The organism is Paenibacillus sp. RC67 (genome assembly GCF_030020805.1).
Taxonomy (GTDB): domain Bacteria; phylum Bacillota; class Bacilli; order Paenibacillales; family NBRC-103111; genus Paenibacillus_S.
Window position 1 is genome coordinate 288,946 of the sequence record NZ_CP125098.1, and the last position, 14,155, is coordinate 303,100.

The following is a 14,155-nucleotide window of genomic DNA, read 5'->3' on the forward strand; positions in this document are numbered from 1 at the left end:
GGTCAAAAGTTGACCTTTTAGTGATTGGTGTTTACTCCAAAGTGATCTAAAAATATTTAGACGATGAAAGGTGAGGAGAATGAATGTTGGCTATGATGAATGGAATGTTTCCAGTGGCAACGGTAAAGGAAATCAAGCTTGCTAAGGATTACCTTAAGCAATATAGAGATATAAAGAACAAATTAGAGCTATTTGAACGCAACCCACCTACAACAGATGAGCAGAAAAAAATTCAATTATCCTTAACAAAGTTCACTAGTCTTATTGAAAATGCCGTCGAGCAAGTTGTAGATCCCAATGTCAAAGCTATTGTGGAATTCCGCTTTATAAAAGGCAATTCACGTGCTGCGACCATTCTTAGATTTAGTGGCTGGAATTACTGTGATAAAACCCTGGATAGGAAATTGGAAGAGGGAGTCGTATCCGTCGCAAATACGCTTCTATATTTTGAATGAAGCATGTCCATCGGATGTCCATTTCCTGTCAAAGGCATGTCAACAAAATGTCTAAGGTTTGAAGGTACATTAGATCCATAGAGCTAAGGCTCGGGTGATTCCTACTGTACCCTAAACATCGGAGGACTCGGTCATGCTGTGGGTGGACTTGATTTTCCACCTTAGACGCTAGTCGTCGATGGTGTGAAGAAGAGGCGGGGTTAGAAACCCCATTATGATTTATTGTGTGGCGGGGCTCTATCCACCAAATAGCAGCCATTACAGGAAAGGGGGTGGTTGAGTGCAATAGGGGATAGTTGATTGCGTTGTTGCTGCATAGTGTTAGAGAAACAATGGCTGCAGGAAGATGTCGATTGGCTGTCTTCTAGCGAAAGTAATTATAAACTCTAATGTTAATAGAGGAGACAAACGAGCTTCGCAGAGGTGGACGATTCGATAGAAACATGGAGTTAGGAGTAAGCTAGGAGGATGGGTGGAAAATGGCTATCCAACGGTACTTGAGGTGGAACGATGATCTTTGAAGAGATGAAAAATGCTTTACTTGTTCAGCTAAAATCCTTGGGTTTTGACATTCCAATCTATGATGAGAATAACAAGCAGGATTTGCAGAAGCCTTCTTTTCTTATGCTCCTAGTGAGCAGTAAGCAAGTGAAAGAAATCAATGGACGATATCGATACCCTACACTATTCAGTATTCAATACTTCCCGAATCCAGGAAACAGGACCATCCCCATTGGATTTCACGAGATGGCTGAACGGTTGTATGAGGAACTGGAGTACATGGAGTGGGAGGGTAAGCGTTACCGAGGCTATGAGCTGCATCATGAGATACTGGAGGATTCACTCCAATTTTATATAAGCTTCGATATCCACGTGACAAAGCAAAAGCCGTCTGCATTGAAAATGAAGCATTTAGAACAGGAGGAAAGATACAAATGAGTACAAAAGAAAAAAGTGTTGAAGCCGCGGTTTCAGCTTATACCAAGCAGCAGTTTTTGGAATCCAAGCAGTATACGGCGCAGCAAAAAGATGTGCTAAATACACTTCTGCAGGATGATACAACGTACACAATGGAGCAAGTCAAAAAATATATGATGGATTTTTCCAGAAAGGTGGTTATATAGATGGCCGGAGGAACATGGACAACACAAAACAAAGATAGAGCAGGGGTATACATTGAATTTGTAGGTGAGGGAAAACCGGTAGGAGCAGTCGGTGACCGTGGCGTTATGACAATGCCATTATCGCTTAGCTGGGGGCCGTCAAAGCAAATGATTGAGATCCAAGCTGGCGCTGATGTATCCAAGCAGCTTGGGTACGATGTAACTGCAGCACAGCTGTTGCTTGTTAAGGAAGCGTTGAAGCGGGTTAAGACCTTGCTTGTATATCGCTTGAATGAAGGTGTAAAGGCTAATGCAACCATCGGCACTTTAACTTCTACGGCCAAATATGGCGGTTTGCGAGGTAACGATATTTCTCATGTCATCCAAAAAAACTTCGATGATGCAACCAAATTTGATGTGAAGACGCTTCTGTCGGGAAGAGCCGTTGATATCCAGACGGTAGCTGCGACAGAAGCTTTGAAGGCTAATGACTGGGTTATCTTTAGCGGAACTGGGGCATTAACGGAAACGGCTGGAACGGTGTTGAAGGGCGGTACAGACGGCACAGTAACAAATCAGGATCATATGGATTATCTGGCTGCATCTGAGCTGGTCGACTTCCAGACTATGGCTCTATCATCGACGGATAATACATTAAAAGCACTATACTCTTCCTTTGTACGACGGATTAGGGATGATGAGGGGAAAAAGGTGCAGGTCGTATTGGAGAACTATCCTACGGCTGATTATGAAGGAATCATTAGCGTGAAGAATGGCGTTATCCTCTCTGATGGAACCAAGCTAACGGCGGCTCAAGCAACGGCATGGGTGGCAGCTGCAACAGCATCCGCACAGATGAATCAATCACTAACCTACGATGCTTACGATGATGCCATCGATGTAACGCCTCGCTACACCAATGATCAGATCATTGCAGCAATCAACAAGGGAGAATTTCTTTTCACGCCAAGTCAGGGTAAAGCCAAAGTAGAATTGGATATCAATACATTCACAAGCTTCTCACCGACAAAAGGAAAGGAATTTAGAAAAAACAGAGTGATTCGTGTACTAGACGGCATTAACAATGACTTCAAACGAATCTTCGAATCGTTCTTTATCGGGAAAGTAGACAATAATGCTGATGGGCGAAACCTGCTGCGCGGAGAGTGCAACTCGTACTTGAATACATTGCAGGGAATTAATGCGGTGCAAAATTTTGATTCGCAAAGTGATGTGGTCGTGTTGGAAGGCAGCGAGGCTGACAGTGTATATGTTGAAGTTGGAGTACAACCGGTCGATTCGGTTGAGAAAATCTATATGAAAGTGACGGTGCAATAATATGTCCTTCTTAAAAGCTAATGATACGATTTCAGGTCAAGAGGGCCGGGCTTACGCCACGATTAATGGTCAGGTTGAAGAAATGTTTTACATTAAAAAGCTCGAGGGTAAGGTCGAGAAAGAAAAGTCTGAGGTCAAGACACTAGGGCGCCGCGGTACGCAGCACAAGGCTAAGGGGTGGAAGGGCTCCGGCAGCATGACAATTTATTACGTCACCTCTGTGTTCAGAGAAATGATGCTGGATTATATCAAAAAAGGCAAGGATACGTATTTTGACGTGCAGGTTATCAATGAGGACCCATCCTCTTCCGTTGGGAAACAAACGGTTGTCCTTAAAGGCGTCAATTTGGATAGCGTCATTATGGCTCTACTGGATACGGGCTCCGATGCTCTGGAAGAAGAAGTAAGCTTCACGTTTGATGATGTAGATATTCTAGATCCGTTTGGCAAACCAATTATGGGTTAATTAATGGAGGTTATTACAATGAGCGATTTAAGCGTATTCTATGCACAAAATGTTAGCGGATTGACGGAGGAATTAATTGTTTCCGAGCGTTTCAAGGACAAAGAAGGAAAGCCTGTAGCGTGGAAGCTGCGCAGCATGACAGAAGAAGAGAATGAGTCGATTCGGAAATCGGCCACCAAGCGTGTCCAAGCCAAGAGGGGAGTGGCAACGCAAGAAACGGACCCTACGGAATATATGGCCAAGCTTGCGGTCGCTAGCGTTGTATTCCCTAATCTTAAGGATGTTGAATTGCAAAAGTCATACGGTGTGCTTGGTGCGGAGAATCTTCTTCGGAAAATGCTGCTGGCGGGAGAGTATGCAGCACTGATTGAAAAAATCCAGGAGCTTAACGCTTTCGATAAGAATATGAACGAGCTGGTCGATGAAGTAAAAAACTAGTCATGGAGGGGGATGGTGAGGCTAATTACGCTTACTACGCCCTCCACGAGTTAAACATCCTACCGCATGACTTAATGCAAATGACTTCTCGTGAGAAGGCGGTCATCTACGCGATGATTGATATTCGAATTGATCAAGAGAAGAAGGCTCAAGCGAAGAAAAGCAGGTAACCTCGATGAGGTTTACTTGTGTAAGAAAGGAGGGAGAGCCGTTGGCGAGTGTAGGAACAAGCCTTCAATTGTTTGATCAAATGTCTCAATCGATCAGCACCACACAAAACGGTATGAATAAGGTGTTAGGTACTGCTGAAAAGCTGAAGCATTCCTTGCAAAAGGATGCTAACATTAATCTTTTTAATATTGAGATAAATCAATTTCAAGAAATTCCAGAAGCATTAACTAACGGATTCCAGAAGGTATATCGCGTATTATTATTAATCCTTCGAACAGCCAGGCAGATTAAGCTGTCCAATACCGGCGTAAAGCAAATGCAGGATGACCTTAAGAAAGTCACCGAATTAGAAGAAAAGGTCAGCCAACTGCAGGATAAACTGAACAATAAGGGCAAGCAAGGTGGAAGTAAGAGTAGCTGGATTTTGGACAAAGTAAAAGGTTTAGCAGGCCAGTACTTAAGCTTTGATACCATCAAGGATCTCGGAGCAAAAGCTCTGACAGGAGGAATGGAGCAGCAGAAACTGCAGGATATGTTTAAGGCTCGAACCGGTGACGATCAAGTAGGTACTGCCATGTTTCAAAAGTTTAGGACAGATGCTATGAAATCTGGTGTAGACGCCAACGAGTTTTTGACCGGGACATTATCACTTCTCCCTAAGGTCAAAAATACAAATCAATTAGAGAAATTGAACAGTATGGCACTTAGACTAAATGCATTTGATACCGAAGGCAAGGGGATTGGGGATAACCTTTCTGTACTTAAAGAAGCCATGGGTGGGAACACGGACTCGTTAGCAGAACGTTATAACATGTCTGACGCAAGTATTAAGGCATCAAAGATTGAGGATTTCGGAAAAGCTGGAGATCTTAACGGATTTATAAATGCTTTCGATAAACTGCTTGAGAAGGAAAATATGGGGAAGCAGGCATTTGAAACTATGTTAGCGACCCCGGCAAAGCAAATTGAAATGCTAAGCAATAACTTCCAGACTTCTCTTGCAATGGCAGGGCAAGGAGCTTTACAAGCACTTCAGCCTTTACTAGCCACTCTTAACACCGCATTCCAAGAAGGTAAATTTGAACCGTTCTTTAATGGATTGCAAGTAGGTTTAAATGTAGTTGCCTGGCTTGTGACTGCTTTAGTAAACGTGGTTTTGTGGTTATCAGATGTAATTCAAAATAATTGGCCTATGGCAAGCGCTATTTTAATAAGCTTAGGGGCAGTTATCGCTACTATACTTATTCCTGCTCTTTGGGCTGCGATTACTCCTATTTTAGCTCAAGCAGCAGCCTGGCTTGCAGCAACTTGGCCGATACTTCTTATTATTGCAGTTATAGGTGTCCTCATTTATATCCTTTTGAGTTGTGGTGTAACAGCAGAGCAAATCGTCGGTTCTATTGTTGGAAGCTTCATGGTGTTGTATGGAGTAGTATGGAATGTTATTGCACAAATGTGGAATAGATTTGCAAGCTTTGGTGATTTTCTAATAAATATGTTCATTGATTCAACCTATGCTGGCAAGACATTGTTTTATGATTTAGTTGTAGCTTATGGTGGATTCTTAGAAAGTATGGTTAGAGGGGTCGAAGATTTTGCCGGAGTTTTTATGAAATCCATTTTGCAAGGTATCAATGGTATTTTGAAAGGATTCAACTGGTTAGTAGATGGCATTAACAACATGTTTGGGATCAAAATTAACCAAGCCAAGTTTTTTGACGAAAACAACGTTCATGCTATTAGTGATAGTATGAGGAATATGATGGATCAGCTTGAGAAGCCTGTCAGCGATAAAAATGTAATCGTCACAGGCCGGATGGATTATAAAGACTTGAAAAACGAGTTCGACTTCGGCTATAGCAGCGGTGCGACCCTGGTCAATAAGCTTTCGACCGTTCAAGATTCCATGGACCCTAATAAGCAGAAATCTATAACTGATGGCTGGAACCAAAATACCAGTATCGATAAGGTGGGCGTGGTCGGTAAGATTGATGACACGGTGGATGTATCCAGTGAGGATATCAAAGTCATGCGTGATCTGGCAGAACTGCAAAATATTCAGAACTTCGTTACTTTGACTCCTACCGTTCAAGTAACAACCGGAGATATTACTAATCCAACCGATGTGAATGAGATGATTCGCCGTATCGAGGATGTTATGGTAAGGGAAATAGCTAATTCAGCTCAAGGAGTTTACGAATAACGGGTAAAAAGCACCCATACAGGGTGCTGAGTCTGTTGAAAATCCTGAAAGGCTTGAACTATTGCCAATACTCCGGTGGGGTATGCCCCTCCAGCCGCTGTTGAAACCCGTGAATTGGATTAGATTTTGTGGTATTTTCACGGTTTTCAAAGGCGGACGTAAACTCCTCCGAGGCACACCCCACCTCTTTACTTAGCATAGTTCCCGCAAGACAGATTTTTCAACAAGGGCACCCTAAAAGGGTGCTTTCTTTTTAACTAATACGTAGGACGGAGGTGTAGCTATTTGAACAATTATAGAATCATGCTTAGCTGGAACAATGAAGCTGAAGGATTTCAAATCCCTGTAAATCCTGAATCACTTGACGTTAAAGAAGAGAGTCAGGGCAAAACCTATAATATTGTAGGCAAAGGCGGAGGTACTAGTGAGACACGGGCTGGCGAGATCAATGTCATAAAAAGCCCGAAGTTGAAAGAGGTGGGCTTCAGCAGCTTTTTCCCCAATCAATATTATCCTTTTGTTAATGAAGAAGTACCGCTATTCGTACCGATGTATTACATTAACCTGATTCGAAAATGGATGGAAAGCCAACGTCCTATCCGGTTTATTGTTGCAGGAGATTATAATGCTCTGACAAAGGCAAGCGGCATAGACGGAATATCGGACCTCAACTTCCCTGCTTCTATCGAATCCTTCGAATGGAAGGAAGTGGCTGGCTCCTCAGGCGATATTGAATATTCTTTGAAGTTGAAAGAATACGTTTTTTATTCGGCCCGCAGTGTGAGTACGACTGTATCGGATAATGGGGAGACCGTCCTAGTGCAGCAAGCGCGGGTGCGCCCGGATGAAAGAGTTAGACCTGAAACCTATACTCTGCATACAGGGGAGAAGTTAAGGGATGTGGCGAAGCGGTTATTTGGTAATGCTGGCCGGTGGAGGGAGATCCAATCACTTAACGGAATCACAGAAGATAAGCTTAAGGACTTAACAGCCGGTACGTTCTTAAGGATTCCCCAGAATTAGGCGGTGAATAAAAGTGCTTGAAATTATTATGGATAATCGGGATGGCCAGCTGTGGGATATATCAGGAATAGTCACCGACGTAACGTATAAGACAAGCAGAAAGGGCAGTGCTTCGGTTTTCGAATTTACCTTGATTCGAGGCGGGCTCTACGAAGCTAACGAATTTAAGTACAATGTCGGCGACGTGATTCGGGTACGTAAGGATGGGTTGAACGTATTCTTGGGATATATTTTCACCATTAATAGCGGCAGGGATGAAGACGTCAAAATCACCGCTTATGATCAGCTGCGTTACTTAATGGTCAATGATTACTTGATAAAAACAAATCTGACGGCAACCGAAGTCGTAAAGCATTTTGCAGATAAGTACCAATTGAAAACAGGTGAATTGACAGACACCGAATTTATCATTCCAGCCATCTCGGAAGATGGCGTGAAGACCATGGACATTATCTGCAAGGCTCTGGATAAGACACTGATCGGGACGGGTAAACAGTACCTGCTGCTCGATAATTTTGGTGAGCTTGCCATTCAAAACATGGAAGATAGGGCGCTCGATCTATCGCTCGGTGATGGAAGTCTAATGGTAGATTACAAGCAAAAAGTGTCCATCGAGGATTCTTACAATATGGTTGTCCTGAGCAGAGAAAACAAAAAGATCGGCAAACGGGAGCTATTTATAGAAAAGGACAGCGTCAATATTGCCAAATGGGGGCTGCTGATGTTATTCCAATCCGTTGATGAGAAAATGGGTGATGATCAAGTGAGCCAGTCGTTAGCCAACTTGATGAATCTCAAGAATAGGGTCGGCAGGAGCTTTCAGGTTGATGCCATTGGAGATATTCGGGTAAGGGCTGGCTGCTATCTATCCATCAACATGGAGGAAGAGGGAATTAACCAAAGGTTCATGGTCAATGAATGTACCCATAAGTTTGATGGCAATGATCATACGATGAGCCTTGATCTATTTGATTTGAGAACAGGAGACCCGAAGGTGGTGATACAGAAGTGAGGTTATTAGATTTAATTAAGCAGGCGGGGTCCGATGCGGTGAACGCAGGGTATCCCGTTTCTATATTTACAGGAAATGTTGTACAAATAAATCCTCTAGAAGTGAGCTTAGATCCGCAAAGAGAGCCGCTTACGGAGGATTTTTTACTTGTTCCGGAAAGTCTTACTCACTTGGAGCTTGATCTTAAGCATACCCATTCTACTGGTGAGGGGACAACGGAAGAAGCGCTTGCCGATCCCATTCTCATTCGCAAGGGATTAGAGCAGGGGGATGTGGTACTTCTGCTTAGAATGCAGGGCGGTCTTAAGTACATTGTACTGGATAAGGTGGTGGAGCCGTGATACCACAAGGGGGCATTTTGGGAAAAGCAACTCAAATCACGCAGCAGCCAAGCAAGACGTACCGGATGGATCCGCTCTTGAATCGGATTATTGGAATGACAGACGGTCTGGAAGCTGTGAGGCAAGCAGCAATGAAGATTCTGGAGACAGAGCGCTTTGAATTTCTTATTTACAGTGGCAATTATGGCTGTGAGCTGGCGAATCTTCCAGGCCATCATTCTTCTTATATTCGTACAGAGTTTGCCAGGCGAATCCGGGAGGCTTTATTGCAAGATGACCGGATCAAGGACATTCAAGACCTGGAAATCGATATTCGCGGAGATGAAGCGACCGCATCATTTACTATTGTTTCGATTTACGGGAATGTTTTATTAACAAAGGAGGTGGGAGAAAGTGTATGAGCTTCAAACGTTTCAAACGATTTTGAGCAGGATGCTTGAACGTGTGCCTGCAGATATAGATAAACGCGAAGGCAGTATCATTTATGATGCACTGGCGCCGGCTGCATGGGAATTAGCAGGATTGTATACCGAGCTGGATATCAACCTTAATCTTTCCTTCGCGGATACCGCCACGGGAGAATATTTGGAGCGCCGCACTTTGGAATTTGGAATCCAACGCAAGCCAGCTAGTAAGGCACGTCGTAAGGCGTTGTTTTATGGTTCCGGTAATGTTCCATTTGATATACCTATTGGTAGCCGATTCTCAGGTGGTGCGTTGAATTACACGGTCATTAAGAAGCTTTCAACTGGGGTCTTTGAAGTAGAGTGTGAAGTGTCAGGGGCAGCAGGAAATCAATATTTCGGTACGCTGCTGCCTATTAGTTACATGACGGGGCTCTCGAAGGCAGAGCTCTCAGAGGTATTGGTGCCTGGCGAAGATGTAGAAACCGATGCTTCACTCCGACAGCGGTATTTTACAGCTCTCAATGAGCAGCCTTTTGGGGGGAACGTGGCGGATTACAAAAAGAAAATCAGTGATATCCCTGGTATAGGAGGAGTTAAAGTATTTCCAGTTTTGCAGGGTGGTGGAACCGTCAAATGCACCATTATTTCAGCGGATCATACGTCACCCTCTTCGATCTTGGTTAACGACGTGCAGACGATCATTGATCCAACGGTGAACAGTGGAGAGGGGCTTGGGTTTGCACCGATTGGCCATCACGTCACCGTGGTTGGTGTAGAAACCGTTATTTTCAATGTGGAAACAAGCATTACGCTAGAGAGTGGTATGACACTAGGACAAGTTCGAGCCGATATCGAAGCCGCTATTGAAGCGTACATGCTTACTTTGCGTCAGTCGTGGATGAATGAAGCACAGCTTGTTGTTAGAGTGAGTCAAATCGAATCGCGCATTTTGACAGTTGCAGGCGTTACGGACATCTCAAGTACGCTGCTGAACGGGGCTGCGGCAAACATAACCTTGACGAGTGAACAAATCCCGGTACTTGGGAAGGTGAGCTTGAGTGTCTAATTTAATGAAGTTTTTACCCGAGCTATACGCGGATATTGAGGATTTTTGTGAGATTGCGCAAACAGAGGGCTCCGAAATCGAAGCGTTAGCAATCGCTGTACAAAAGCTGTTTGACGACCAGTTTGTGGATACGGCCAGTATCCAGGCTATCAAACGTCGTGAGCAAATGCTCGGGATACGAGCGGATTCGACCAAGGAGTCTTTAGATTTTCGACGCAGGCGTCTTATTAATCGGTACTCTACCAAGCCTCCGTTTACCATTAGATATTTGCAAAGCCGACTGGATATGCTCGCTGGTGAAGGCCGGGCAGCTGTAGAAATTGATGAGCAGAATTATATTCTCAAGGTCACATTCGATGTTCCTAACGCAGCCTACTTTAAAGAGATTGAGTATACGATTCATTCTATTAAACCGGCTAACATTGTATATCATCAATCGACTTCATTGCTGGATAATATCGGGCTAGAGGAGCATATGAAGGGGACGCCGCTATTTCGAAAAACACGATTAGGGACAGGCTGGAAGCTGAGGCAAACACCATTTGCAGTAAAAGGGCAGGAGGTGCAGTTAATATGATCCCAACTACGTATTTGTCCAAATTAGCCTTGTTTACGAATAACCAGATTGTAAAGGTTGTTGTGAATGGGAGCTATGAGATAGTGAGCTTTTCCATCAAGCAGGTTACGGCAAGCACGGTTGAAATGGAATATGTCATACCATTTGGTTCCATAGAAGAAGTAACGCTTATAGAGCTTAAAAGCAGTGAAGATGTGGTGATTAGCTCCAATGCAGTCTATGTGCCAATTACCAGTGATACGATTATAAAACAAACTATAGTAATCAAGGAGGTATAGAACGTGCCGTACAATGCAAAAACGGATTGGAAATTTGATGAGATCGTAACGGAACATGATATGAACCGTTTAGAACAAGGGATTAAGGATGCTCATACTGAAGGAATTGATAGTCCTGAACCAACCACTTTGAACTTAAAATATGGTACTCAAGTCGTCCAATCGGACAGAATAGCTCCATATAATGTAATGGGATTTAATGGGCGTACACTGGTGAACTTGATGGGTCGAGATGGGAATTTTGAAACCTATTTAACTCTTGTTGGTAGTGGGGCAGCAGCAGCTTATGATACTTCCAACAAAAATCATGGAAATCAAAGTATGAAAATCGTTGCAACTGGCACCGGGGTGATAGAACATTACGTTGATATTACTAAACAATATAACCTTCCTAATGTAAATGGTTATTATATAGCGTGCGCTAGTATAAAACCAGTAGCAGGTAAAGCATGTATTCGCTTTTATGATGGTTCTTCTCAAATCGGTTTTGATACCGGAATTGCAGCAACGTCAATAGCATCAGATCCAAATAAATTTACTACCACATGGGTACGATTTGGTGTAAGTAATGTATCATCGGTAATAGCTAGAATGCATCTACTAAAAAGTGACGGATCCAACTTTTTTGTGCAATCAGGTGAGAGTGCATACTTTGATGGGATTTCCATCTATGAGATTTCAGCAGCAGATTATACTGCTATTGATAGCATGACAGTAGAGCAAATCGCTGCAAAGTACCCATATGTTGATGATATGAAGCCAATCGTGAATCCTTATGTGATGAAATATGGGGAGAATCTGCTGCCGCCATTCGCAGAAGGCTGGTTTGTTACAGCAGGATCAGGTAATCCGAGGATGACCATTAATTTGCTGTATTCCGCATCCCTTGTGGCAGACGGGAATTCACAAGCGATAGCAATTGATATTCCGATAGCCCCGAATCAGGATTACACGCTCTCCGTTGCAACTGGAAGAATAGGGGTAAATACTTTAGATAAGAATGGGGAGCTTATAAATGCTTTTGGCGGTTATTCATCCGCTCCAAAGTCATTTAAAACGGACGCAAACGCTGCTATCTTGCGTGTATTACTAAGTAATGACACGAGCGGTGCCGGGACCTATACCTTCACTAACCCCATGCTCAACCTTGGCAATACAGCAAAACTCTTCAAACCTAGTGAGGATAATTACCTACTGTTCCCTAATCAATGGTGCTCAAATATTGACAGTTCTGTAGCAGATCAGTTGTATCGAAGTGGAGCTGATTATTACAAATTAGCTAAACATAAATATTTAACATTAGATGGTAGTCAAAATTGGAGTACATCAACAAGTAAGACAGGTTATAAGTATGTTGTTTTGGGTATGCCTAATTCATCAGATTATACGAATAGTATTGCGGTAAAATTTGATGGGAAAATAATACCATTAGGTGACCCAAATACAGGAGCAGATGTACAGAACACATCATTTGGAAAATTTTTTATTTCTATTTCCAATTTAGATAGTGGTTGGGGTGACGGATATGAGCCTTCACAGGCTGAGGTTCAAGCGTATTTCTATGGCTGGAGAATGTTTAATTATGATAGTTCAAACGGGTCCAGTCTTTACACTACAGGAACGAAAGGTTGGTGCTATAGAGAGGATAGTACTCAATTAGGAAACGCAGCTGGTTATATCGGTGGACAAAATACATTACCATATTCACAAGCACCAAATGGTAATAATTTTAAGTGGACACCATATAAGCTTCAATACCAACTTGCTCAGCCCGTTCTCGAAAAGATCATTCCAGAAGGTGACATTACTCTTCATGAAGGGTTGAATCAGATTGAAGTTGGTGATGGGATGATTGTAAGGGAGAAGGCTACTCCTTCCTTTTACTCAAATACTGGCGAATGGCTGCTGAATAATTTAGCCTTTCCCTCGTCACTATTTAAAAATAGGGTCGGTAAGTTATTCGAACTATATCGTGATGATGTTATTGATAAAAGTCTTAAGAAACTAGACTGGGATATTAATCGTTATGGAAACTTTAGTTTTGCAATAGATCGGCCAAATTACGACCCATCAGCCTCTTATACCGTCACCTACCTTGCCTTAGACCGATACAGCCTTACATGCAATATCCAAGCCATGCAGGGGAGGTATGTCACTAACCTTAAGACGAACGTCGATATGTTAACACGAAATCAAGCGAATATTATCAAAAGGGTTAGTGAGTTGGAAAATACTAAGGCCAAAAAGATTCAACCTCAACTGATTGTACCGACATTGTTAAATGGATGGTCTCTGCATAGAGGTGGTTATTACAAAGATGATTTTGGAATCGTCCATGTTGATATGGGTATTACTGGTGGAGTCGCAGCAGAAGGGACAATTATTATGCAATTCCCAAAAGGATATGCTCCTGCTGATGATATTCTAACTGATATATTTGCAAGTACTCAAGGCAATGTCATTGCATCTACTATTGTTGATGGTAAGATTGCCATTACTTCAAGAAAAATATATCTATATAAGGGAGCTAACGGTTATATGCACTTACTTTTCTCATTCCGTGCTGAACAATAATAGGAGGTCAGGTCAAAAATGAAAGAAGCAATTATCACCGATTTAGACGGATATATCAAAGATGTAACGCTTGTCGCGGCAGATGTGACAGGCGTTTTTCCTATCTATAGACAACTCAATCCACTGTATAATCCAACCGAAGAACCTTCGGAGCTTAAAGAACTAGAAATAACCGGTTATACCGTAGCAATTCCAGTACCAGAAGGACTGTACAAGCCTCGTTTCAACTTTACTGCATGGGAATTATACAATCAGCTACTAGAACCGGTAATAGGCGAAGCTGGTGAACTCGAATCAGCTGAGGAAGGGAATGTCCATCAATCGCGGCCAGCCCAAGCTCTTTGGATCGAGGGGTTAACCCCAGAGGAGTTGAAGGAGATCCAGAATCAAAAGCAGCCTGAATCGGATGCCGAGAAAATAGCCAGATTGGAAGCAGAGAAAGAGGATTTAAAATCTCGACTTGGTGACGTAGAAATCATTATGGCTGAGATATTAACAGGGGGAGGCAAATAACCATGGCTATGAGTATGCCAAAGATTCGCATTATAGCAAATGCTTGCTTGACTCGTTGTGATTCTGGAGAAGGACAGATCATACCAATTGTTGATAGCTATAATATGTCTAGTGAAGACCGCGACTTAGTACTTGCGCAAATTCATACAAAACGCCCTGAAATGGAAGAGACACAAAGCCCTGCTTAAGC

At 42.9% G+C, this 14,155-nt stretch carries 17 protein-coding genes; all 17 read left to right on the plus strand.

Annotated features, from left to right (window positions below):
- Positions 1-92: 92 nt before the first annotated feature.
- Positions 93-455, plus strand: a complete 363-nt coding sequence (locus QMA13_RS01335; RefSeq protein ID WP_282938985.1) for a hypothetical protein — start codon at positions 93-95, stop codon at positions 453-455.
- Positions 456-965: 510 nt separating this feature from the next.
- Positions 966-1,394 carry a phage tail terminator family protein gene (locus QMA13_RS01340; RefSeq protein WP_282938986.1) on the plus strand — a complete coding sequence of 143 codons (429 nt, stop codon included), beginning with the start codon at positions 966-968 and terminating at the stop codon, positions 1,392-1,394.
- On the plus strand, positions 1,391-1,579 hold the full coding sequence (locus QMA13_RS01345; RefSeq protein ID WP_282938987.1) for a hypothetical protein: 189 nt from the start codon (positions 1,391-1,393) through the stop codon (positions 1,577-1,579). The genes QMA13_RS01340 and QMA13_RS01345 overlap by 4 nt, the downstream gene beginning before the upstream one ends.
- Entirely contained in the window at positions 1,580-2,896 is a 1,317-nt protein-coding gene (locus QMA13_RS01350; RefSeq protein ID WP_282938988.1) for a phage tail sheath family protein, read from the plus strand. It begins immediately after the preceding gene.
- A gap of 1 nt (position 2,897) precedes the next feature.
- Complete coding sequence (locus QMA13_RS01355) at positions 2,898-3,362, plus strand: phage tail tube protein (RefSeq protein ID WP_282938990.1); 465 nt, start codon at positions 2,898-2,900, stop codon at positions 3,360-3,362.
- A gap of 18 nt (positions 3,363-3,380) precedes the next feature.
- On the plus strand, positions 3,381-3,800 hold the full coding sequence (locus QMA13_RS01360) for a phage tail assembly chaperone (protein WP_282938992.1): 420 nt from the start codon (positions 3,381-3,383) through the stop codon (positions 3,798-3,800).
- A 211-nt stretch (positions 3,801-4,011) separates the two neighbouring features.
- Positions 4,012-6,174, plus strand: a complete 2,163-nt coding sequence (locus tag QMA13_RS01365; RefSeq protein WP_282938993.1) for a phage tail protein — start codon at positions 4,012-4,014, stop codon at positions 6,172-6,174.
- Positions 6,175-6,459: 285 nt separating this feature from the next.
- The gene (locus QMA13_RS01370) at positions 6,460-7,197 is read left to right on the plus strand and encodes a LysM peptidoglycan-binding domain-containing protein (RefSeq protein ID WP_282938994.1); all 738 of its coding nucleotides are present in this window, start codon (positions 6,460-6,462) and stop codon (positions 7,195-7,197) included.
- 13 nt (positions 7,198-7,210) lie between these two features.
- Entirely contained in the window at positions 7,211-8,209 is a 999-nt protein-coding gene (locus QMA13_RS01375) for an XkdQ/YqbQ family protein (protein ID WP_282938996.1), read from the plus strand.
- The gene (locus QMA13_RS01380) at positions 8,206-8,550 is read left to right on the plus strand and encodes a DUF2577 domain-containing protein (RefSeq protein WP_282938998.1); all 345 of its coding nucleotides are present in this window, start codon (positions 8,206-8,208) and stop codon (positions 8,548-8,550) included. The genes QMA13_RS01375 and QMA13_RS01380 overlap by 4 nt, the downstream gene beginning before the upstream one ends.
- Positions 8,547-8,951, plus strand: a complete 405-nt coding sequence (locus QMA13_RS01385) for a DUF2634 domain-containing protein (RefSeq protein ID WP_282939000.1) — start codon at positions 8,547-8,549, stop codon at positions 8,949-8,951. The genes QMA13_RS01380 and QMA13_RS01385 overlap by 4 nt, the downstream gene beginning before the upstream one ends.
- The gene (locus tag QMA13_RS01390; RefSeq protein WP_282939001.1) at positions 8,944-10,023 is read left to right on the plus strand and encodes a baseplate J/gp47 family protein; all 1,080 of its coding nucleotides are present in this window, start codon (positions 8,944-8,946) and stop codon (positions 10,021-10,023) included. Before QMA13_RS01385 ends, QMA13_RS01390 begins: the two co-directional genes overlap by 8 nt.
- Positions 10,024-10,027: 4 nt before the next feature.
- Positions 10,028-10,600 (plus strand): putative phage tail protein, encoded by a 573-nt coding sequence (locus QMA13_RS01395; protein WP_282939002.1) that lies wholly within the window; start codon positions 10,028-10,030, stop codon positions 10,598-10,600.
- Positions 10,597-10,878, plus strand: coding sequence for a ketopantoate hydroxymethyltransferase (locus QMA13_RS01400; RefSeq protein ID WP_282939003.1), 282 nt, complete (start codon positions 10,597-10,599; stop codon positions 10,876-10,878). The genes QMA13_RS01395 and QMA13_RS01400 overlap by 4 nt, the downstream gene beginning before the upstream one ends.
- A gap of 3 nt (positions 10,879-10,881) precedes the next feature.
- Positions 10,882-13,452, plus strand: a complete 2,571-nt coding sequence (locus QMA13_RS01405) for a hypothetical protein (RefSeq protein ID WP_282939005.1) — start codon at positions 10,882-10,884, stop codon at positions 13,450-13,452.
- 18 nt (positions 13,453-13,470) lie between these two features.
- Positions 13,471-13,965 (plus strand): hypothetical protein, encoded by a 495-nt coding sequence (locus QMA13_RS01410; RefSeq protein ID WP_282939007.1) that lies wholly within the window; start codon positions 13,471-13,473, stop codon positions 13,963-13,965.
- Positions 13,966-13,967: 2 nt separating this feature from the next.
- The gene (locus QMA13_RS01415; protein ID WP_282939009.1) at positions 13,968-14,153 is read left to right on the plus strand and encodes a hypothetical protein; all 186 of its coding nucleotides are present in this window, start codon (positions 13,968-13,970) and stop codon (positions 14,151-14,153) included.
- Positions 14,154-14,155 lie beyond the last annotated feature (2 nt).

Bases quoted from the DNA above. Each gene is read 5' to 3' on its own strand.
- QMA13_RS01335 (WP_282938985.1), top strand. From the start codon at position 93: ATGATGAATGGAATGTTTCCAGTGGCAACGGTAAAGGAAATCAAGCTT.
- QMA13_RS01340 (WP_282938986.1), top strand. From the start codon at position 966: ATGATCTTTGAAGAGATGAAAAATGCTTTACTTGTTCAGCTAAAATCC.
- QMA13_RS01345 (WP_282938987.1), top strand. From the start codon at position 1,391: ATGAGTACAAAAGAAAAAAGTGTTGAAGCCGCGGTTTCAGCTTATACC.
- QMA13_RS01350 (WP_282938988.1), top strand. From the start codon at position 1,580: ATGGCCGGAGGAACATGGACAACACAAAACAAAGATAGAGCAGGGGTA.
- QMA13_RS01355 (WP_282938990.1), top strand. From the start codon at position 2,898: ATGTCCTTCTTAAAAGCTAATGATACGATTTCAGGTCAAGAGGGCCGG.
- QMA13_RS01360 (WP_282938992.1), top strand. From the start codon at position 3,381: ATGAGCGATTTAAGCGTATTCTATGCACAAAATGTTAGCGGATTGACG.
- QMA13_RS01395 (WP_282939002.1), top strand. From the start codon at position 10,028: ATGAAGTTTTTACCCGAGCTATACGCGGATATTGAGGATTTTTGTGAG.
- QMA13_RS01400 (WP_282939003.1), top strand. From the start codon at position 10,597: ATGATCCCAACTACGTATTTGTCCAAATTAGCCTTGTTTACGAATAAC.
- QMA13_RS01410 (WP_282939007.1), top strand. From the start codon at position 13,471: ATGAAAGAAGCAATTATCACCGATTTAGACGGATATATCAAAGATGTA.
- QMA13_RS01415 (WP_282939009.1), top strand. From the start codon at position 13,968: ATGGCTATGAGTATGCCAAAGATTCGCATTATAGCAAATGCTTGCTTG.